A 21319-nucleotide genomic window follows, 5' to 3' on the forward strand; every position below is an offset into this window, starting at 1 on the left:
TCGCGGGTGATTCAGTGACGGTTGATTTTAATCACCCATTAGCAGGTCAAGACGTTACTTTCGATGTCAACATCTTAGCGGTTGAATAATTATCTTTACGGTGGAGTAGCTATCTTAACGGTAGAATAACCATCTTAACGTTAGAGTAGCACCGCCTACAGCTGTGATGTAACCCAGAGCTTCACTGTCTAGACGCTTCACTGTAGAATGCGAACCTCGCTGACGGCGAACTCTATAGAAACAACCTTAGTTCCGCGGTAAATGATGAGCAATGAAATGAAAATAATGTTAGCTAACCCTCGTGGCTTTTGTGCCGGTGTCGATCGTGCGATCAGTATCGTAGAGCGTGCACTTGAAATGTATCAGCCACCGATTTATGTTCGCCATGAAGTGGTACATAACCGCTTTGTTGTTGAGGGGCTCAAGCAGCGTGGTGCTATTTTTGTCGAAGAACTGAGTGAAGTGCCAGACGACAACATCGTGATATTCTCGGCTCACGGTGTTTCTCAAGCGGTTCGTAAAGAAGCGAAAGAGCGTGAGTTAACGGTATTTGATGCGACGTGTCCTTTGGTGACTAAAGTTCATATGGAGGTTGCTCGTGCGAGCCGCAAACATATGGAAGTGGTACTGATTGGTCACGCGGGCCACCCTGAAGTGGAAGGCACCATGGGTCAATACGCTAGCCAAACCGGTGGTATGTACTTGGTTGAAAGGCCAGAAGACGTACAGAACCTAGTAGTGAACGACCCGAGTAACCTGCACTACGTTAGCCAAACAACGCTATCAGTTGATGAAACAGCAGATGTGATTGAAGAGCTACGTCGCGTGTTCCCTGAGATCCAAGGTCCACGTAAGGACGATATCTGCTACGCGACTCAAAACCGTCAAGACGCAATTCGTGAAATGGCAAACGATGTAGACGTTGTAATTGTCGTTGGTTCTAAGAACTCATCGAACTCAACTCGTTTAAAAGAGCTGGCTGAGAAGCTAGGCACGCCAGGTTATCTAACAGACTGCCCTGAAGACATTCAAACTGAATGGGTTGAAGGGAAAAAGAAAATAGGTGTAACAGCCGGAGCCTCTGCTCCTGAAGAGCTAGTAAACCAGATCTTAGATCGGATTCGTGAGTTGGGTGCTACCGAGGTTGAAGAGATTCAAGGTCGCGAAGAGAACATGTTCTTCGAAGTACCCAAAGAGCTACAGATTAAGCAAGTCGACTGATCTCTAGTGATTCGTAAACACTAGCGATTTGCAAATACTATTGATTTGTAAACAGCAGGAAGCCAACGTGATACGTTGGCTTTTTTGATCGTGCTTTGGAACAGGGCGTCGAACTTCTAACGGGTTACTGGAGACCGAGTTGCTCTTTTAACGTCTTGAGATAACGACGACTGACAGGTACTTCAAAGCCGGTCAGGGTAATGATCTCTGCTAATCCATTTTCTAATAATTTGATTTCTTGGATCGATTTTATGTTGATCAAATACTGTCGGTGACAGCGGATCAAGTCGGTTTTTTCTTCGAGGATTTTTAGTGTTAACTGTGAGGTTGCGGTTTGCGATGAGCTACGTACGTGGACACCGCTGATATCGGAATACGCGCACTCGACCGTTTGACTTGCCATTATCACAATACGGTTATGTCCAATACATGGAATCTGCTCTAAATGACAGGGAGCAATCGCTGAGATGTTCTGGTCTGGTGCTTTCTGATTTTGTTTTATGACCTTATTTAGGCGACAAACGCTCTTGTTTAATCGACAAGGCTCGACTGGCTTAAGTAGGTAATCAAAAGCGTTATCTTCAAAGGCTTGAATAGCATATTGGTCGTAGGCGGTAACGAATACCACGTAAGGCATTGTGTCTGGGTCAAGCATACTCAGCAGTTCGATCCCGGTAACCTGAGGCATTTGAATATCCAAGTACACCACATCTGGCTTGAGAAGATTAATCTGCTTAAGCCCTTCTATCGCGTTGCTCGCTTGGCCGATGACTTCCACTTCTCCGGTTTCGGTTAGTAGTTCAATCAGTTCTTCGCGAGCAAATAGCTCATCATCGACAACTAATGCCTTTAACATCCTACAATCTTCATCTTGATTTCATCCCTGTTTTATTCACGTTATGCTTTTAAATGTTAGCTTTAAATATGTCTACTCGGAGCTATTCGTCTTCGCAAATATCATTATTTTAATTTAGGTATGATAAAGCTCATTCGAGTAAATTGCTGTGGTTGAGATTCTATTTTTAGCGCTGAATCTTGTCCAAAGAAATTAGTGAGTCGTTTATCAACAATTTCCATTCCTAAACCGACATGGTCTGGTGACGGCTTTTGATAAGTCCCGGCATTATCCTCAACAACCAACTTGAAGCCACCTTTGAAAGCCTCGCTGTAAATCTTAACTTGACCACCTTCGAGCATATTGGAAATCCCATGTTTTATCGCGTTTTCAACTAATGGCTGCAAGGTAAAGCTTGGTAACTGTGACTCATACAGTTGCGGATCGATATCCCATTCCACTTCCAGTCGGTCGGTAAAGCGTGCTTTTTCTATGGTCAGGTAAGCGTTGACGTGTGCAAGTTCATCTTTGAGCTTTACGGTGTTGATGTTCTGCTTTAGGTTACTTCTAAAGAAGTGGGACAGATGCTGAATCAACTCCCGAGCTTTATCTGGGTCGCGACGTGTCACTGCGCTGATGGTGTTAAGCGCATTGAACAAGAAGTGTGGATTCACTTGAGCGTGCAGCAGTTTTATTTCTGCTTGGGTAAGTAGCGTTTGCTGTTGCTGATAGTTACTAAACAGGATTTGGCTCGACAAGAGTTGAGCGATACCTTCACCCATCGACATGTTGATAGTCGAGAATAGTTTTAGTTTTGGCTCATACAGTTTGATGGTGCCGACGACCTCGTTACCCGCGCGCAGTGGGATAATTAGAGCAGAGCCTAATTTACAATCCTGCGACAGTGAGCATTGGTATGGATTCTCTTTGCCATCAAGGTAGATAATGTCGTTCTGTTCCATCGAAGTGAGTGTGCTTTGTGATGAAATCGGCGTATTGGGAATATGGTGTTCATCACCAATGCCGACGAACGCGAGAATTTTTTCTCGGTCGGTAATCGCGACCGCCCCAACATTGGTCTCTTCATAAACGATACGTACGATTTTTTGTGCGTTATCGGAATTAAACCCACCATGCAGAATACCTACCGAACGTTCGGCGATGGTTAATGCGCGACGTGAGAAGGTCGCTGAGTATTTTTCGAAGATGGTTTTACGGTCTTGGATGATACTCATAAACAGCGCAGCACCGACTGAGTTAGCAATGATCATTGGCGCCGCAATATCGGAAACCAGAGCATAGGATTGCTCAAATGGTTTCGCGACAGCAAGCAGAATCAGCATCTGAATAATCTCTGCAAACAGGGTTATCGAGAAAACCACCATCGGATTAAACAACTGGCTGGCTTTGTTTTTTCTGACTAAGTAAACGTGTAATAGGCCACCAATTAAGCCTTCTGCCGTAGTGGAGATAGCACAAGCTAGATCGGTGAATCCACCCAAAGAGTAACGATGGATACCGCCAGTAAAACCGACCGCAAAGCCGACAACCGGACCACCAAACAAGCCACCCATGACCGCTCCCATCGCACGTGTGTTGGCAATGGCATCATTGATCTGCAATCCAAAATAGGTGCCCATAATACAGAACAGAGAAAACAGAACATAACAGCTGACTTTATGGCTTAAGCGTGAAGATATGCTCAACAAAGGCAGAATCAGTGGAGTTTTACTTAGCATGTAAGCAATCACTAAGTAGACACAGGTTTGTTGCAGCAGAGAGAGAATGAGTTCCATATTTTCACCTATTGAGACGCGTGTTAAGTGTAAAGCTCATTGCGTAGTAACGGTAGCTTTGCTTGTGTTTTCGTTGGTTATATTGCTTGGTTATTGCTTCAGAAAGCTGAAGTATCCAAGTTGATGTACTAATGTTGATTGAACTAAGTTGAGATACAGTAAAGCCCATCACGGTGGATGGGCTTTAGTCTTATTTTCCACGAATCAGCGAGTGATTACGGGAGCAAGCGAAGTGTGTTTGGCTTGTTCTTTTGTCTTTCTATGAAGACTTGTCTCTTCTTAAAAGAGCTTTCAAGAACTAGGCGGTTTTAGTCACGCCCTTTGCTTCTTTCTCTTCTTGTTCATCAGCAAGATCGATATCGCCTTTGCCTTTCGAGATTTTGATAACGTAAGCCGCAACACCGAATGCACTCACCACACCGATGATGGTTGAAAGCTGCATTGGTAGACCAAAGCCTAGTTGGCTGTTGTTGAGGATGAATGTGATACATACAGACGTCATGAAGATAGCTGGAACCGTTGTTACCCAGTGCAGTTTGTTGTGACGAAGTAGGTAAGCTGAAGCGGTCCATAACATCATTACTGCCGTTGATTGGTTAGCAAAACCGAAGTAGCGCCAGATGATACCGAAATCTACTTGAGTCAGGATGCCACCAAGAACGAACAATGGTAGAGCCATTAGTAGGCGGTTACGCAGAGTTTTCTGTTCCATGTTGAAGTATTCAGCAAGGATAAGACGGCTTGAACGGAATGCAGTGTCACCCGAAGTGATAGGTAGGATAACCACGCCAAGGAAAGCAAGGATACCGCCGAACACACCCAATAGACCAAATGAAGCGCTGTATACCACGTTACCTGGGCCGCCGTTTGCAATTGCATCAGATAGAGACTCAACTGAACCGAAGAATGACAGAGCAAGTGCACACCAAATTAGAGCGATGATGCCTTCACCAATCATTGCACCGTAGAATACGAAGCGACCGTTCTTCTCGTTTTCCATACAACGCGCCATCAAAGGAGACTGAGTTGCGTGGAAGCCAGAAATAGCACCACAAGCGATAGTGATGAATAGAGCAGGCCAAAGTGGTAGGTCATTCGGGTTCATGTTGGTGAACATGTCTTTCATCTCGAAGCCACCCATGATTTGGTGCTCGTCAGATAAACCAATCGCAGTGATTAGGCCAACAGACATAAAGATAAGCAGTGCACCAAACAGTGGGTAGAAGCGACCAATGATTTTATCGACAGGGACAATCGTTGCGATGATGTAGTAAGCAAAGATGATAACAACCATAGTGCTTGTAGACATTACGAAATCAGTTTGGTCGTTCACTAGGTTAGTGATCATGCCTGCAGGAGCAGAAACGAAAACCACACCAACAAGAAGCAGTAGAACAATGGCAAAGATGTTCATAAAGTGTTTTGCGCCATTGCCTAGGTAACGTCCCGTGATCGTTGGAACCGAAGCGCCACCATTGCGGATAGATAACATACCTGAGAAGTAGTCGTGTACTGCACCTGCGAAGATACAACCTAGCACGATCCAAAGCATTGCAGCTGGGCCGTAAAGGGCACCCATGATAGGGCCGAATATTGGACCTACACCCGCGATGTTAAGCAGTTGAACTAGGTAAACCTTAGGCGTCGACATTGGAACGTAGTCCACGCCATCTTGCTTAGTATGAGCTGGTGTTTGACGCTTTTCATTGATACCGAAAATTTTCTCGATAAAGGCACCGTAAATAAAGTAGCCACCAATGAGTGCTGCAACACAGGTAAGAAACCACATCATAATTTGTTATCCCTGAATGTATTAATTAAGTCAGGGTGTATATTAAAGAAGTCGAAGAGAATAAACTTCCGCTTCTTGAGTGAGTGGTCGAATAGCAAATTTAGTGGTGCTATGACTGATTGAATGGTTTGTTATTGGACGAAAGTGGCGAAGATTAGACAATGAGTGGACATCGACTGGTGTTCAGCGGAGAATCACAAACAAAGCAATGCTTCGTCAGGAAGTGGCTCTGTAAAAATAAAGGATTGAAATGAAAAAAATAATCGCACTATTCACTGTGGCATTTAGCCTTGCAGGATGCAGCGCTAATGTTCAAGATTTAGCCGCTGAAGGCAATTGGCAAGAGATCGGCTACCGTGATGGCATCAAAGGCCACACTCAGCGTTCGTATTCAGATATGACCGCGCTTGGTGCTGTTGATCAAGCCAGTTACACAGAAGGTTACCACCTAGGCGTTACTGAATACTGCAATCCGAACCATGCTTATCAGATTGGTTTATCTGGTCAGGTATATGAAGGTGTGTGTTCTGGTACGGAAGACGCTCAACGTTTCCGTATGGAATGGCAACGCGGCTGGGATGAGTTCTCAAACGACTATTAAGCCCAAGCTAGCAATAGAAAATTAGATATAAAAAGACCGGTACTTTATGTGTGCTGGTCTTTTTATATGTAGCGAGAGTAACTCTCAACAGCATAAGCCGATTATTGATTATTCTCGACGGCTTTTCTCAAGAAGCCATTTTGCTTATCAAGTTGAGCCTTGGCTAACTCTAAATCTAGCCCTGTTAGAATTATCAAAATAGATAACTTCACATCGTAATCAGTCGTTTTAAGTGTCGATACTGCCAGTGCTTTATCACACTCCGTTGCTTGGATAACGATACGAGCAGCGCGGGCAACCAACTTTTCATTGGTCGCTTTTACGTCGACCATCAGATTTTGGTAGCTTTTACCGATACGAATCATGCTGGCAGTCGTTAGCATATTAAGTACTAGCTTTTGTGCCGTACCTGACTTCAGTCGTGTTGATCCCGTTAAGGCTTCTGGGCCAACCACTGGGCTAATTGCGATTTGAGCAATCTCAGCAATTGGAGAACCTGGGTTACAAGACAGCGCAACTGTAACCGCGCCAAGCTGATTGGCATAGTTGAGTGCACCTATTACGTAAGGAGTGCGACCACTGGCTGCTATGCCAACCACAACATCATTTTCTGAAAACTGAATCGCTTTGAGATCTTCAATTCCGAGAGTCAGTGAATCTTCTGCTCCCTCTTTGGCTTTCAAAATTGCTTCTGGTCCGCCTGCAATTAGGCCGATAACCATTTTGTCTGAAACGCCGAAAGTCGGTGGGCATTCTGATGCGTCTAACACACCTAATCGACCACTGGTGCCTGCGCCCATATAAATCAGTCGGCCACCGTTTTGAAAGGCGTAAGCGATCTTATCAACCGCTTTCGCGATCTGTGGCAGTTCCGCCTCGATCGCCAGTGGTACCTGTTTGTCTTGTTGGTTAATCTTTTCAACCACTTCGAGAGAGGTGAGCAGATCAATATCCATAGTGTCAGGGTTTCTCCCCTCCGAAACGAGGTGCGAGAGCGCTGATATGAGAGCGTCGTTACTCATAATGATCCTTAAATGGTGATTCTAAAATGATGGTTCTAGATTTGTTTAGTCAGCACGATATAGAACGCCTAGAGAGGCCGCTCTGCTTGCGCCAGTCACTTCTGGTAAATTGCTTGGCACTTGATGAACATGACGTTGAGCAAGCCACGCAAAGGCCATCGCTTCCATGTAATCAGCATCAACACCTTTACTGGTTGTCGACTCAACCTCCCAACTTGTAAGCAGTCCAGACAGTCTCTTCATCAACAATGGATTTCGTGTACCACCGCCACACACATACAGTGCAGCTTGGCTACCCAAGCGATAAGTCTCTACTTCATTGGCTATCGTCAATGCGGTGTATTCACAAAGCGTGCGCTGAACATCTTCTGCTGCAAGATCTTTAAATTCTGTTAATTGTTGCTCTAGCCACGGTAGATTAAACAGTTCTCTGCCAGTGCTTTTCGGTGGCATTTGAGATAGATAAGGTTCATTTAGCAACTGTTCGAGCAAGGCTTGATTAAGTTGGCCTTTAAGCGCGAATCGCGCATCACGGTCAAATTTCTCACCGATGTGTTTATCTACCCAAGCGTCCATTAACATATTGCCGGGGCCTGTATCATAACCAAAAGTTGGCTGATTCGGGCGCAGCACTGAAATATTCGAGATACCACCAATGTTCAACACCACAACCGAGCTGTCTTTTGGGTGAAAAATCGTATGGTGAAACGCTGGTACTAACGGCGCCCCTTGTCCGCCAAGCGCCATGTCTTTGCGTCGGAAATCTGCGACTGTTTGAATCTGTGTTTTAGCGGCAATGATATTGGCATCACCCAGCTGCATGGTAAATGGCGAATCACCGGTTGGCTGATGGAATACTGTTTGGCCATGGTTACCAATCGCAGTCACGGATGATGCAGGCGTATCTGACTTGTTGAGAAGTTGTAGAACCGCATCAGCAAATAGATGACCAAGCTGGTGGTCGAGTTCGCCAATGGCAATCAAATCGGTTTTCTGACCAATACAGACTTCAAGCAGACGCGCTTTGAGGTCATCAGGCATCGGGAACTCATCATGAGCAAGCAATGTAATGCTATCGTCTTCAATCGAGACTAACGCAGTATCAACACCGTCCATACTCGTCCCCGACATCACACCGATATACAGTTCTTTATGATCCATTCCTAAGCTCTTACCCTGCATTCTTAAAGTCTTCCACAGATTGTTTTAAAAACATTGTAAAGCAAATTTAAAGAGAATAATCTCGGGAAGTTTATGAAATTAGGTTTAATAAGGAATAAATATGGGACCGTTGTGGGTTGATGTTGCAGGCTACGAACTGACAGCTGAAGACAGAGAAATTTTAGAGCATCCAACCGTTGGTGGTCTCATCTTATTTACTCGAAACTACCACGATAGCAAACAGTTGTCGGCGTTAACTAAAGAGATCCGCAAGGTAGCGAAACGTCCTATTTTGATTGGTGTTGACCAAGAAGGTGGTCGAGTTCAACGCTTTCGCGACGGCTTTTCAATTATCCCTGCCGCTCAAGAATTCGCGACTAAGAATAATGGTGAGCAGTTAGCAGAACAAGCTGGTTGGTTGATGGCTGCGGAATTGATTGCCCATGATATCGATCTGAGCTTTGCGCCTGTATTAGATAAAGGTCACGAGTGTAAAGCGATTGGTAGCCGAGCGTTTGGTGAAGATATTGATACCATCGTTCGCCACAGTAGTGCTTTTATTAATGGCATGAAATCGGTTGGCATGGCGACGACAGGGAAGCACTTTCCAGGACACGGCGGCGTGATTGCTGACTCACACCTTGAAACGCCTTATGATCCTAGAAACGACATCTTTGAAACTGATATGGCCATTTTCAAGGCTCAAATTGAAGCTGGAATATTAGATGCGATGATGCCTGCACATGTGGTTTTTTCTCACTATGATGATCAGCCAGCGAGTGGCTCTGAGTATTGGTTGCAGAAAGTATTGAAGCAGCAGCTTGGATTCAAAGGCTTGGTATTCTCTGATGACTTAACAATGGAAGGAGCTGCCATTATGGGGGGGCCGGCAGACAGAGCGAAAGCGGCCTTAAGTGCGGGTTGTGACATGGTGCTGATGTGTAATAAACGAGATGCACAAATAGAGGCTCTGGACAACTTAACGATTCAAGAGGTGCCTTTAGCTAACTCATTGCTTAAAAAACACAGCTTCGATTTATCGACGCTTCACTCGGATAGTCGGTGGAAAGAGGCCTCAGAGCAAATTAAGCGAATTTTAAACGCTGGGTGATAAATAAACACTCTATAAGTTTGAAGAAGGCGATATGAGAAATATCGCCTTTTTTGTATGTATAGGGTGTGGTTTTGGCCGCTATGTATCTTCTAACGAGTCAAATAGTAAGTGTAAATTATAATTTACATCAAATGTTTTTTATTGTTTACACTTGCAATCGTTTTTGTAGCTGTTATTGTGTTTTTAAAGATTGTTAGCCCAAATGGAAATGTTGGGTGTAAAAATAAATATACAGGTTGAGTTATGCAGAAAAGTGAATTAAGCAATGTCAATATCATCGACGAACAGGTACTGATTACTCCTGAAGAGTTAAAAGCAAAACTGCCTTTGAGTGATAATGCTCGTCGTTTCATTCAAGAGTCTCGTCAAACTATCGCAAACATCATTCACAAGAAAGATCATCGCATGCTTGTAGTATGTGGCCCATGCTCTATCCATGATATTGAGGCGGCGAAAGAGTACGCGAAACGTCTAAAAGCCTTATCTGAGCAACTTAGCGATCAACTGTATATTGTTATGCGTGTTTACTTTGAAAAGCCTCGTACTACTGTGGGTTGGAAAGGCTTGATCAATGACCCACATCTAGATGGTACGTTCGATATTGAGCATGGTCTGCATGTTGGTCGTGAGCTTTTAGTTGAGCTAGCTGAGATGGAAATTCCACTAGCGACAGAAGCACTAGATCCAATTAGTCCACAATACCTAGCAGATACCTTCAGCTGGGCTGCGATTGGCGCACGAACTACTGAATCTCAAACTCACCGTGAAATGGCAAGTGGCCTTTCAATGCCAATCGGTTTTAAGAATGGCACTGACGGTAATTTAGGCACTGCAATCAATGCAATGCAGGCGGCTTCTTCGAGCCACCGTTTCATGGGTATCAGCCGCGAAGGTCAAGTTGCGTTATTAACAACGCAAGGTAATCCAAATGGTCACGTAATTTTACGTGGCGGCAAGCAGACTAACTACGATTCAGTGTCAGTACATGAATGTGAGCAAGAGCTTGGTAAGTCTGGATTAGAGGCGGCATTGATGGTTGATTGTAGCCATGCAAACTCTCGTAAAGACTTCCGTCGTCAACCACTGGTGGCTGAAGATGTGATTCATCAAATTCGCGAAGGCAACAAGTCGATTATCGGCTTGATGATTGAGAGCCATATTAACGAAGGAAATCAATCCTCGGATATACCTCTCAATGAGATGAAATACGGTGTTTCTATTACCGACGCGTGTATCAATTGGGATTCAACTGAGGCACTATTGAAGCGTGCACATACGGAATTAGTCCCGTTCTTAGAGAACCGCTTGAAAGGTTAGTCAGAGTTTAAAATTTAAGTGCCTCATCTAATGGGGCATTTTAAGATCTGTTGCTAACAAACCTGCGCCAGGTGGGCTTATAGATTAGTACGGGTTTATAGATTTAGTAAGGAATAAAATGGCCGTTGAACTGAACGAATTACGCGACCAAATCGATGTTGTCGATAAACAAATGTTGGATTTACTGGCTCAACGTCTCGCTCTAGTAGAGAAAGTGGGCGAAGTAAAAAGTGAACATGGTTTACCTATTTATGTACCAGAGCGCGAAGCTGCGATGCTGGCGTCTCGTCGTCAAGAAGCCGAGAAAATAGGGGTTCCACCGCAGTTAATCGAAGATATTTTGCGTCGTACGATGCGTGAGTCTTACGCTAGTGAAAAGGATTCTGGTTTTAAGTGTCTTAACCCAGAGTTACGTTCAGTGGTTATCGTTGGTGGTAATGGTCAACTTGGTGGTCTGTTTGGCCGTATGTTCAAGCTTTCTGGTTATGAAGTGAAAATCCTTGGCAGCCAAGATTGGGATAAAGCCGATGAGATTTTAGATAATGCCGGACTTGTGGTTGTTACGGTTCCAATTCACCTAACTGAAGGTGTGATTGCGAAGCTAGGTAATCTGCCAAGCGATTGTATTCTTTGTGATTTGACGTCGATTAAATCAAAGCCTCTGCAGGCCATGATGAACATGCACCAAGGCCCAGTTGTTGGATTGCACCCAATGTTTGGTCCTGATGTGCCAAGCCTTGCTAAGCAGGTTATTGTTTACAGTGATGGTCGCGACTCTGAAAGCTACCAATGGCTATTGAATCAATTTGGTATTTGGGGTGCGAGCCTTTGCCAGATGGATGCAGCTGAACACGATCACGGTATGACTCTGATTCAAGCACTACGCCATTTCACCTCTTTTGCTTACGGCTTGCACCTAAGTAAAGAGAACCCGAACATTGATCAGCTTCTGAAGCTAAGCTCGCCAATCTACCGACTTGAGATTGCGATGGTTGGTCGTCTGTTTGCTCAAGACCCGAACTTGTACGGTGATATCATTCTTTCTTCAGATGAGAACATTGAGATGATTCGACGTTTCCATAGTCGTTTCGGTGAAGCATTAGAAATCTTGGATGGGAAAGATAAAGCCAAATTCGTTGATAGCTTTAATCAAGTCAGTGATTGGTTTGGCGACTACTCGCAACAGTTCTTGCAAGAGAGCCAAAATCTTTTAAAGCAAGCGCATGACTCGATTCATCGTGGCTAATACTGATTTGAAATCATAAAAAAGAGCGACCTGATGGTCGCTCTTTTTTTATCTAATTCAGAACTAAAAGTAGTTGGCCTACTGTAGGCTAAAAGCAATTAGATCATCATAGGCCAAACCAACAGGTCTTAGTCATTAACAAATAGTTAGCCACTAACAACTAATTAGTCGTGATTGGTTTTTTGTTATCTTCACTCGATACAGTGTCTATGGTCGAGCTAATGTAAGGCACGTTCGTTAGGTTGATCTGCAAGCGAACCACATTATCAATCAACTGAACCAGTGGGCCCCACTTAACTTTCTTTTCTTTTTCAAACACGTAGTTGAAGTTCTCTGGTGTCCAATCCATCAAGTATTGAGGGTTCAATGAACGGCCAAGGAAACGTACCTCATAATGCAAGTGTGGTCCGGTAGAGTTACCTGAGTTACCACAATTCGCAATTACGTCGCCTTTACTGACGAATTGACCGCTGCGTACTTTGAATTTCTGAAGGTGTGCGTAAGAGCTCATGAAGCCAAATGAGTGACGCATGGTTAGGAAGTTACCAAACCCTTTGTTACTTGGACGAACGGTTTCAATGACACCATCAGCAGGTGCTAGGATCTCTTCACCTCGCTTACACGTTAAATCGATACCGGTATGGTTATGGCGCTTACCTGAAATAGGGTTTGTGCGACGACCATAAGACGAAGAGATTCGTTGATAAGTCATTGGACTGTCGTTTGGAATCAAACGGAACATTGTCGCTCTTACTGCTGAATCTATCGCAGCAGCATCAATGCGATCTTCTAAAGAGACATCGTCTGTAAGCAGTTCTTCATCGGCAAGGCCAAGCACGGATTCAACATCGAAAACACGCTTACCAAGTAATTGAATCGCACCTTCTTTCTCAGTCAATGTTTGTGACAGCGAGTGGTTTGTTTCTACCTGTTCAGCGTAAAGAAACTCAGTTTGCTCTTTTTCAACAATCAGCGTTTCGATCAACTGCTGTGCATCACCAGCTTGTGATGCCAGCTCTTGCTGACTTTCAAAGTGTATGTAGGTTGCTCCGCCGATCAAGGCTGGAACAGAGAAAAGAGCAGTGGTGCATAAGAGCACGGCTTTTCGGCCAAAGTAAAACGTTTGTTCCCCTTGGCTTGAGGGGATCGTAATGGCAATTTTTTTAGACATGGTTCTGTATTAACTAAATGCTTCTAATAGAAAAAGGATTATGGAGATATTATTCTTTACCCAAATCGGTAAGGTGCTCAATCTCTCTATAAAGCAGTTCATCGTCACCAACGTTAAGTTCTATAAGACGCTTAAGGTGGCTGATACTATCAATATCTAAATGCTCTATGCGTAAACGCATTGAGGTATTGATGGTAGAGACTATCGTTGCTTCTAACTGAATATTGATATCACTGTTTGCGAGCGTAAAGCTGACTTGAACAGGAATATCATGGCTGAGTTGCTGAAAGTCATCGCACTGAATGAGTAAACCATGAAGAGATAAGTCTTGTACCGAACCGGACACATTTACTGGTCCTTGTAATAATTCAGTTGGCACTTGATAAACAACTCGTGAAAACTGACGTCTTTCAATCATAATTCATCTCTCTATATCGATGCGTAACGTGTAAGCTAGATATATCAAAGGCCGCTATTATTGCGGCCTTTGTTCAAAATGCAAGCGAATTTACTTAGCGATACGCTTGTACTTGATACGGTGCGGTTCTGCTGCCTGTGCGCCCAGAGTTTTCTTCAACCACTCAGTGTACTCAGTATAGTTACCTTCGTAGAAGTTAACTTGACCTTCATCACGGTAGTCTAAGATATGGGTCGCAATACGGTCAAGGAACCAACGGTCATGCGAGATAACCATTGCACAGCCAGGGAACTCAAGCAGTGCTTCTTCAAGTGCACGTAGAGTTTCGACATCAAGGTCATTGGTTGGTTCATCGAGTAACAGTACGTTACCGCCCGCTTTTAGCAGTTTAGCTAGGTGAACACGGTTACGTTCACCACCAGAAAGCTGACCGATGATTTTCTGTTGGTCGTTGCCTTTGAAGTTGAAGCGAGAGCAGTATGCACGTGCAGGGATTTCGAAGTTGTTGATCTTAATGATATCAGCGCCTTCAGAGATCTCTTGGAATACTGTTTTTGTATCGTCCATGCTGTCACGGAACTGATCAACAGAAGCAAGTTTAACCGTTTCGCCAAGTTCAACTGTCCCTGAGTCTGGCTGTTCAGCACCACTTAGCATCTTAAACAGTGTTGATTTACCTGCACCGTTGGCACCAACGATACCAACGATAGCGCCTTTAGGCATGCTGAATGATAGATCATCGATAAGAACGCGATCACCAAATGACTTAGTTAGGTTCTTAACTTCAAGTACCTTGTCACCTAAACGCTCACCCGGTGGGATGAACAGTTCGTTGGTTTCGTTACGCTTCTGGTATTGGCCAGTCGTCATTTCTTCAAAACGAGCCATACGAGCTTTAGACTTCGCTTGACGACCTTTAGGGTTTTGACGAACCCATTCAAGTTCTTTCTCAATCGTTTTTTGGCGTGCGCTTTCGCCTGCTTTTTCTTGCTTCAAACGCTCATCTTTCTGCTCTAGCCAAGATGTGTAGTTACCTTCCCATGGGATACCTTCACCACGGTCAAGTTCTAGAATCCAGCCAGCAGCGTTGTCTAGGAAGTAACGGTCGTGGGTAATTGCCACAACAGTACCGCTGTAATCAACAAGGAAGTGCTCAAGCCATGCTACTGATTCTGCATCCAAGTGGTTGGTTGGTTCATCAAGTAGCAGCATGTCTGGTTTTTCAAGAAGTAGACGACATATCGCAACACGACGACGCTCACCACCTGATAGAAACTCGATTTTCGCATCCCATTCAGGAAGACGAAGTGCGTCAGCAGCGCGCTCTAGAGCTGTTTCTAGGTTGTGACCATCTTTTGCTTGGATCAGTGCTTCAAGCTCGCCTTGTTCTTTAGCAAGAGCATCAAAATCTGCATCTGGTTCTGCGTAAGCTGCGTAAACTGCATCGATACGCTTAAGCGCGTCTGCAACATCAGAAACCGCTTCTTCTACGATTTCACGCACGGTTTTTGATTCGTCTAGTACAGGTTCTTGCGGTAGGTAACCGACTTTAAGGCCTTGTTGTGCACGAGCTTCACCATCAATATCAGTATCAATACCAGCCATGATACGTAGTAGGGTAGATTTACCTGAACCATTTAGACCCAAAACACCGATTTTAGCGCCAGGAAAAAAGCTAAGAGAAATGTCTTTAAGAATTTGACGCTTAGGTGGAACAGTTTTGCTCACCCGAGACATGGTATATACGTATTCAGCCATTGCCGATCGATCCTAATTTATTGTTCAAAATTGTCTGCTATTTTATACCAATATCCCCAAAGATGTTACTCCTTGGGTAGAAAAGCCAATCTTGGATAAATTCTTACCAGTTATTGTCACAATAATCAGTAAAGCCTTATTTAATAGGCTTCTGAGGCGAAGTGTTAAATATTAATAATATTTACACTCAAAACCTTTACATTTGATGTGATGTCGGGCGTAAATAGACTTCACGTATTCATACACGCACTAAGGAAAGAGCGAATGTTTTTCCGCATTGGTAATACGAAGGTTGCTGTGGCTGCAGCAGCAATTTTGTCTTCATTTTCACTGACTCCGACGGTTATGGCTAGCACTGCCTCTGAGCTTGAAATGCAGCGTGATGTTTATGACAGAGCGCAAGAGGTTTTAGACAACCGAGACCTAAAAGCTTACTCGGCGCTACGTAATAAAATTCAAACATACCCTTTAACTCCATACACAGATTATCGCGCCTTTCTTATTGGCTTAGGCGATCGTACACCTGCTGAAGTGGATACTTTTATAGAAGAAAACAAAGCCCTGCCATTTTCGAATCGTATGCGCGCACCTTATCTGGATTCACTAGCCTCTCAAAAGCAGTGGCAAACGATATTGGAATTTCAAACCCAAGAGCCGACTGGCGAAAAATACCAATGTATCTATTACCGAGCTCATTATGAGCAAGGTAATCAAGAAATCGCGTTTAAAGGTGCGAAGCAACTTTGGTTAAGCGGCAGTGGTGTTGATGACGCATGTGACCCGCTTTTTGAAGAGTGGGATAAAGCTGGCTTAAGAACCGATGAGTTGATACTAGAAAGGATGTTGTTGGCGTTTGAAGGCCGTAACGGTAAGTTGATGACTTATCTAATTAAACAATTAGATTATGATGAGGCAATTGCTCAAGCCAAGCAGATGAAGGCGTTGTTCAACAAGCCTGAAGATGTTCTCGCGTTTGCCAAGAAGCACCCTGCGAATGAATTTTACCAAGCTCAAACCGAGTTTGGTTTTGAGAAACTGGCAAGGAAGTCAGCAAGCAGCGCTCAAGAGGTTTTTGATGATGTTGTGAAAGCTCAAAAGTTTTCGAAAGAAAAATTCCAAGAGTTAGCGGACTACCTAACGTTCCGCTTGATCAATACCGACTCTGAAGAGTTGATGGCGTGGCGAGACAAAATGCTCGCGAGCTCATCGAAACAGGTCTTGCTGGAGCGACGTGCTCGCTTAGCTATCCAACATGCAGATTGGACTGGCTTGAAAGAGTGGATAGCGCGCTTAGATGATAAGCATCAGGCTTCGCTTCGCTGGCAGTATTGGCAGGGTCGAGCTGAGATAGCGACGGGGGATAGCGCTCAAGGTAACAAGAGACTATCCGATATTATGGGGCAGCGTAACTTTTACAGTGTAGCGGCAGCTAAGCAGTTAGATGAGCCTATCCAGTACCCAACATCCACGTTGAAATACAATGCTGAAACAGTGAAACCTTTTAACACATCATTGACTCGTATTGGTGAGCTGATTGAACGCGATAAAATTGCGGCAGCTAAGAGTGAGTGGCGTTGGTTATTAGCCAATGCAGACAAAGACCAAAAATCGATGCTTGCGGCTCATGCTGCGACAAAACGTTGGAATCATCTAACGGTCACGGCCAGTATATCAGCGAAGATGTGGGACAATATTACTTTACGTTTCCCAGTTGCGCACAAGTGGTGGTTCAACTTCTATGCCGAAAAACACGATATTGACCCAATCACTTTGATGTCTTTAGCGAGACAAGAAAGCGCGATGGATTCAGAAGCTCGCTCTCCTGTTGGCGCACGTGGCATCATGCAAATCATGCCGAAGACAGCTCAATACACGGCTAAAAAGCATCAAATTAAGTATCAGGGAAGCGACGACCTTTATAATGTCAGCAAGAATATTGAGATTGGTAGCCACTATTTAGATGGTTTGCTTGCTCAATATGACAACAACCGTATTTTTGCTTTTGCCGCTTACAACGCAGGGCCTAGCAGAGTAAAACAGTGGCGTTCACGTAGTGATGAAAAGTTAGATGCGTATGCCTTTATTGAAATGATTCCATTCAAAGAGACGCGCGGTTACGTTCAGAATATCTTGATGTTCGAGACGTATTATCGAGATATTCTAGGTGAGAAAGGCGCGTTTTTGGCCCCTAATGAACTAGCCACTAAATATTAGTGGCTCGATGCTTTTTGTTTAAAGCTGAGTAATATAAAAGGCAGTGAGTTCGAACCATTTCCACTTACTGCTTTTTTGCATTGGATCAAAGTTAGTGTTTCGGTATAAAGTGTTAAACGCTTTCAATCGTTAAGCGGCTACTTCAAGCCAAAATTTAAAAGTAAGTGTAGATATATGGCATCACAACCTGAATATGATAATTGGCAACAACTAATGGATTTGGTAAAAACAGCGGCTGAAAAAGATCAGCATGAGCTGTTGTTGACCATGATGATGACATCTGATGAGCGAGATGCTTTGGTTGCTCGAGTGAATATCCTTTGTGAACTCATGAAAGGTGAAATGTCACAGAGACAGGTGAGTCAAATGTTAGGAGTGGGTGTGGCGACTATCACGCGCGGTTCAAACGAACTAAAAGCTAAATCAGAACAAGAGAAAGCTGCTATTTCGGGGTTGCTACTCAAGTAAGCCCTTAAAACAGCACACTTTAAGAATTCGATAAAAACGCTAACTACAAGTTAGCGTTTTTTGTTTCTGACTCACTCACTTTTTATCTATCGAATCTAAATGTTTGATAAAAATGCTTTCAATGAAATCTAGCTAGGGAAGTGTTCTGGGTTAACAAATGGGATCAGCGCTAAGATCAAAGCTTGATGATACACAGAACTTCGAGATAGTTGATTGTGTGTAAGTAAGCCAATTGCGCCGCCCTTTTGTTTTATGTTATCCGTTCCGAAGACTTCATCCATTACGTCTCCTAATTCATTCGCATGCTGGAGTTTATCAAGCACAACAGGTGGTAGCATTAAGCTTGCAGAGCGAGACTCGCCACGTTGACCATTTGCTTCAATTATCATCCAAGCAAAGGTAACGTTGCCTTCAATTCCAGATTCTAACCCAACATGAAAATCTGCATTTGGCAGTTCTTGGATTGCATTGTTAACGCGATTTAGAGCGCCTTGATAAGTCTCATCATTGCTCATCGGTTGATCGGACACTCCACTAGGGACGCTGATACCTTTGAATTCGAATTCAGAATCAGGAAAAGCAGAAAGGAATGCACTTTTAACGGCGTTTATTTTAGCTGGGTTCAGCGACGCAATGACGACGGATTTCATGTATTGGATTCTTTTTGTTGTCGATTAAATTGAGTTGGTGTAGTCGATACCATTCGTTCAGTTCTTCCAATGGCATCGGTTTACCGAAGTAATAGCCTTGCAGCATATCGCACTGCGCATCTTGCAACCAGTGATGCATGCTTTCGGTTTCGATGCCTTCGGCTGTGACCTTTTTGCCTTGAGCATGGCATAGCCCGATAATCGGTTTTACTATGTTCTGATTATCGGTTTCAATTAAGGTGTCTAAAAAGACTTTATCTAGTTTGATTTTTTGAGTCGGATACTGCACCAGTTGAGTGATCGAAGTATATCCAGATCCAAAGTCGTCAATCGCTAATCGATAGCCCATTAGCGAGAGTTGGTTGAGTAACGGAAAGCCTTGTGAATCTGAGTAAAATGTTTCGGTTATTTCGAAATCAATCAAGCTAGGTGGAATTTGATTAATATCAGCATGTTCTTTAATGAAGTCAGCAAGGTGCGTCGTTTCTATCCCTGCAGAAGATAAGTTAATTGATAGCTGTACCGAGTGATCAAATTGAGCCTGAAGTCGATGAAAAGACATGAATGCATTTTGAATTACCCAACGGTCAACTTGTTCGAACAATCCAGTTTGTTCAGCAATTGGAATGAATTCATCAGGTGGAACTAAACCAAGTTGTTTCGAATCCCAGCGCAATAAAACCTCAACACCAATAATATGGGCTCCGGTTGAATCCATATAGGGCATATAGACGAGTCTAAATTCGTCATCAAAGTTCTTGTCTCTGAGTGCTCGCTCGATGTTTGCTTGGCGTTGAATTACTTTGTCTAAATCTCTTGAATAGTCAGCAAATTGGTTTTTCCCCGCACGCTTGGCTTGGTACATCGCCGTGTCAGCATGTGAGATTAACTTCTCAATTGAGTGACCGTCGTTAGGGTATGTTGCAATGCCGATACTGGCTGTAATTGGAAAACTTCCAGATTCGGTGGTAAAGCCTTTTTGAAGTGGTGTCAGCAAATCGTCCGAAAACTTATGGGCGATATTTCCTCTCTGAGTGGGAGCATTGATGTACACGACAAATTCGTCTCCAGAGAGGCGAGCAGGCATACAGTGAGCGTCGTATTTTGTTTGATAATGGGCACAAATATCGGAAATACGCTTGGCGAAAGAGACCAATATTGAATCACCAATTTGATGTCCGTATTTGTCGTTAACAAACTTGAAATTATCCAGGTCAAAGTAGAGAACCCATGTTTCGGTATTTGAGCTAGGCTTTGGTAGCGATTGTTGAACAAAGGTTTGAAATTGATGCCTATTGGCTATTTGTGTTAATTGATCATTCTCAGCCAAAAGCTTAGTTTGCTGATAGGTATTATCTAACTCTTGGTACATGTCATAAAAACGCTGCGATAGACGACCAATTTCATCACGAGTACCCAAGCGTTCAATATTCTTACGTTGTTTTTTCTCTACTTGTTGTAGCTGTCTATCGAGTCGTGTTATCGGAGTAATAACACTGCGTGACAAAAGCATGAGCAATAAAATGACGGTAACTAAGGCAGAAAGTGCAAATGATAAACTTAGTTTGTTCCAAATGGAGTCGAGTTTGTTCTCTAATAGAAACTGTGCAGGGTCTACTGTGGCGTAAAGCTCTGGTGCAAGCTTTACTGAGTGAGTGACACTGTTGTCCATCGAAACCGCGATAGGTGTGAAAAACAGACTTGTTTGATAGTCGAACTCTATCTGTTTTCTCAGTGCATTAAATTTGTCGAGAGAGACCGAGACTACAACAAAAAAAACATCATTGAGTGGGCTGTTTGTGGATGGAGCAACGGCTTTTTTACCTAGCATATCATAGTGAACCAACATTCCTTCTCCTTGAGAGTTTTGGATATAGTTGGTGCTCGATGTTGCTAATGTCTCTTGGTAATGTTGATCAACAAATTCTAATATCTTAGTGTCAATCTGAGCTCTAACATCATTGCTATTGTCTGCGTAGTAATTGAGCTTTCGATCACCATTGAGGATCGCTAAGCCAGTATAACTTTCATCACCATCCTGCAATACATGTATGGCTTTTCGAAGATTACTAACCAATTCAAGATCGCGAGATAAACTCTGTTCGGTGAAAAAGTACCGCTTAACCATATCACTTTGAGTCAATGTGTAAGAGTAGCTATTGAGGAAGGCGCGAGACTGTCGAAAATGCCCGGCTAACTTTTCCATATTCAGTTGAAGTGCGTTGTCTTCGCGTTTGATGAAGCTGCTTTTCTGCGTTGAATAGATAATATAGTTAGAAGCCGCGGTACTGATCAGTATCACAGGAGTTATCAGTAGTAATATTTTAGTACTTAGCTTCATAGTTAATGACAACACTATTTATAAATTAAGCAGATGATTTTATGTTACTTAATGCTTGCTCGCTATTAATTGCACTTAGTTCGATGCGTTCCTGTGAAGGGAATTAGATTTTCGATTTATTGTTGGAAGTTTTATCAATGAAGATGGAGTGAATGAAGCTGTTGATTTGGTGAAGCTAGAAAGGTTTGATAGCT

General features: G+C 43.5%; 17 protein-coding genes and 1 pseudogene. 8 read left to right on the top strand and 10 right to left on the bottom strand.

The window, feature by feature from the left end:
* Both IQO02_RS22055 and ispH read left to right on the top strand, forming a co-directional pair.
* Nucleotides 1-89, top strand: a pseudogene (locus tag IQO02_RS22055) (peptidylprolyl isomerase); the annotation flags it as partial.
* Between the two features lie 175 nt (nucleotides 90-264).
* The gene (gene ispH / locus IQO02_RS04715; protein ID WP_029189243.1) at nucleotides 265-1221 is read left to right on the top strand and encodes a 4-hydroxy-3-methylbut-2-enyl diphosphate reductase; all 957 of its coding nucleotides are present in this window, start codon (nucleotides 265-267) and stop codon (nucleotides 1219-1221) included.
* 124 nt (nucleotides 1222-1345) lie between these two features.
* On the opposite strand, the gene btsR is transcribed toward ispH, so the two are convergent.
* The 3 genes from btsR to IQO02_RS04730 form a co-directional block, all read right to left on the bottom strand.
* A complete protein-coding gene (gene btsR / locus IQO02_RS04720) occupies nucleotides 1346-2077 on the bottom strand; it encodes a two-component system response regulator BtsR (RefSeq protein ID WP_010434840.1) in 732 nt (243 codons plus the stop codon).
* A gap of 104 nt (nucleotides 2078-2181) precedes the next feature.
* On the bottom strand, nucleotides 2182-3852 hold the full coding sequence (locus tag IQO02_RS04725; protein ID WP_016786109.1) for a sensor histidine kinase: 1671 nt from the start codon (nucleotides 3850-3852) through the stop codon (nucleotides 2182-2184).
* Nucleotides 3853-4150: 298 nt separating this feature from the next.
* Nucleotides 4151-5644: a carbon starvation protein A gene (locus tag IQO02_RS04730; RefSeq protein WP_016783944.1), complete on the bottom strand. Its 1494-nt coding sequence runs from the start codon at nucleotides 5642-5644 to the stop codon at nucleotides 4151-4153.
* Nucleotides 5645-5894: 250 nt separating this feature from the next.
* On the opposite strand from IQO02_RS04730, the gene IQO02_RS04735 reads away from it, so the two are divergent.
* On the top strand, nucleotides 5895-6245 hold the full coding sequence (locus IQO02_RS04735) for a DUF2799 domain-containing protein (RefSeq protein WP_010434845.1): 351 nt from the start codon (nucleotides 5895-5897) through the stop codon (nucleotides 6243-6245).
* A 101-nt stretch (nucleotides 6246-6346) separates the two neighbouring features.
* Here the strand turns inward: IQO02_RS04735 and murQ are convergent, their stop codons facing one another.
* Together murQ and IQO02_RS04745 are read right to left on the bottom strand one after the other, a co-directional pair.
* Entirely contained in the window at nucleotides 6347-7267 is a 921-nt protein-coding gene (murQ, locus tag IQO02_RS04740; RefSeq protein WP_010434846.1) for an N-acetylmuramic acid 6-phosphate etherase, read from the bottom strand.
* A 45-nt stretch (nucleotides 7268-7312) separates the two neighbouring features.
* Nucleotides 7313-8428, bottom strand: a complete 1116-nt coding sequence (locus tag IQO02_RS04745) for an anhydro-N-acetylmuramic acid kinase (protein ID WP_016799825.1) — start codon at nucleotides 8426-8428, stop codon at nucleotides 7313-7315.
* A 121-nt stretch (nucleotides 8429-8549) separates the two neighbouring features.
* Between IQO02_RS04745 and nagZ the strand changes: the two genes are divergently transcribed.
* The 3 genes from nagZ to tyrA all read left to right on the top strand — a co-directional run bounded on the left by nagZ (nucleotide 8550) and on the right by tyrA (nucleotide 12105).
* Nucleotides 8550-9539, top strand: coding sequence for a beta-N-acetylhexosaminidase (gene nagZ, locus IQO02_RS04750; RefSeq protein WP_016767722.1), 990 nt, complete (start codon nucleotides 8550-8552; stop codon nucleotides 9537-9539).
* Between the two features lie 246 nt (nucleotides 9540-9785).
* Nucleotides 9786-10859: a 3-deoxy-7-phosphoheptulonate synthase gene (locus IQO02_RS04755; protein WP_016767721.1), complete on the top strand. Its 1074-nt coding sequence runs from the start codon at nucleotides 9786-9788 to the stop codon at nucleotides 10857-10859.
* 118 nt (nucleotides 10860-10977) lie between these two features.
* On the top strand, nucleotides 10978-12105 hold the full coding sequence (gene tyrA / locus IQO02_RS04760; protein ID WP_016799824.1) for a bifunctional chorismate mutase/prephenate dehydrogenase: 1128 nt from the start codon (nucleotides 10978-10980) through the stop codon (nucleotides 12103-12105).
* 160 nt (nucleotides 12106-12265) lie between these two features.
* On the opposite strand, the gene IQO02_RS04765 is transcribed toward tyrA, so the two are convergent.
* From IQO02_RS04765 to ettA, 3 genes are all read right to left on the bottom strand, one after another.
* Nucleotides 12266-13276, bottom strand: a complete 1011-nt coding sequence (locus tag IQO02_RS04765; RefSeq protein ID WP_016786106.1) for a M23 family metallopeptidase — start codon at nucleotides 13274-13276, stop codon at nucleotides 12266-12268.
* Nucleotides 13277-13325: 49 nt separating this feature from the next.
* Entirely contained in the window at nucleotides 13326-13694 is a 369-nt protein-coding gene (locus tag IQO02_RS04770; protein ID WP_016767719.1) for a PilZ domain-containing protein, read from the bottom strand.
* Nucleotides 13695-13784: 90 nt separating this feature from the next.
* Complete coding sequence (gene ettA, locus IQO02_RS04775) at nucleotides 13785-15452, bottom strand: energy-dependent translational throttle protein EttA (RefSeq protein ID WP_009848459.1); 1668 nt, start codon at nucleotides 15450-15452, stop codon at nucleotides 13785-13787.
* A 264-nt stretch (nucleotides 15453-15716) separates the two neighbouring features.
* Here ettA and sltY point away from each other — a divergent pair, with 264 nt between their 5' ends.
* A complete protein-coding gene (gene sltY / locus IQO02_RS04780) occupies nucleotides 15717-17666 on the top strand; it encodes a murein transglycosylase (RefSeq protein WP_065107068.1) in 1950 nt (649 codons plus the stop codon).
* A 174-nt stretch (nucleotides 17667-17840) separates the two neighbouring features.
* The gene (trpR, locus tag IQO02_RS04785) at nucleotides 17841-18134 is read left to right on the top strand and encodes a trp operon repressor (protein ID WP_010434864.1); all 294 of its coding nucleotides are present in this window, start codon (nucleotides 17841-17843) and stop codon (nucleotides 18132-18134) included.
* Between the two features lie 128 nt (nucleotides 18135-18262).
* Here trpR and yjjX read toward each other — a convergent pair whose 3' ends face one another.
* The gene (gene yjjX, locus IQO02_RS04790; RefSeq protein ID WP_010434866.1) at nucleotides 18263-18784 is read right to left on the bottom strand and encodes an inosine/xanthosine triphosphatase; all 522 of its coding nucleotides are present in this window, start codon (nucleotides 18782-18784) and stop codon (nucleotides 18263-18265) included.
* Nucleotides 18747-21125, bottom strand: a complete 2379-nt coding sequence (locus IQO02_RS04795) for a putative bifunctional diguanylate cyclase/phosphodiesterase (RefSeq protein ID WP_010434868.1) — start codon at nucleotides 21123-21125, stop codon at nucleotides 18747-18749. The genes yjjX and IQO02_RS04795 overlap by 38 nt, the downstream gene beginning before the upstream one ends.
* Between the last annotated feature and the right edge of the window lie 194 nt (nucleotides 21126-21319).

It is taken from the genome of Vibrio sp. OPT24, assembly GCF_015163545.1.
In the GTDB taxonomy this organism is placed as follows: Bacteria; Pseudomonadota; Gammaproteobacteria; order Enterobacterales; family Vibrionaceae; genus Vibrio; species Vibrio cyclitrophicus.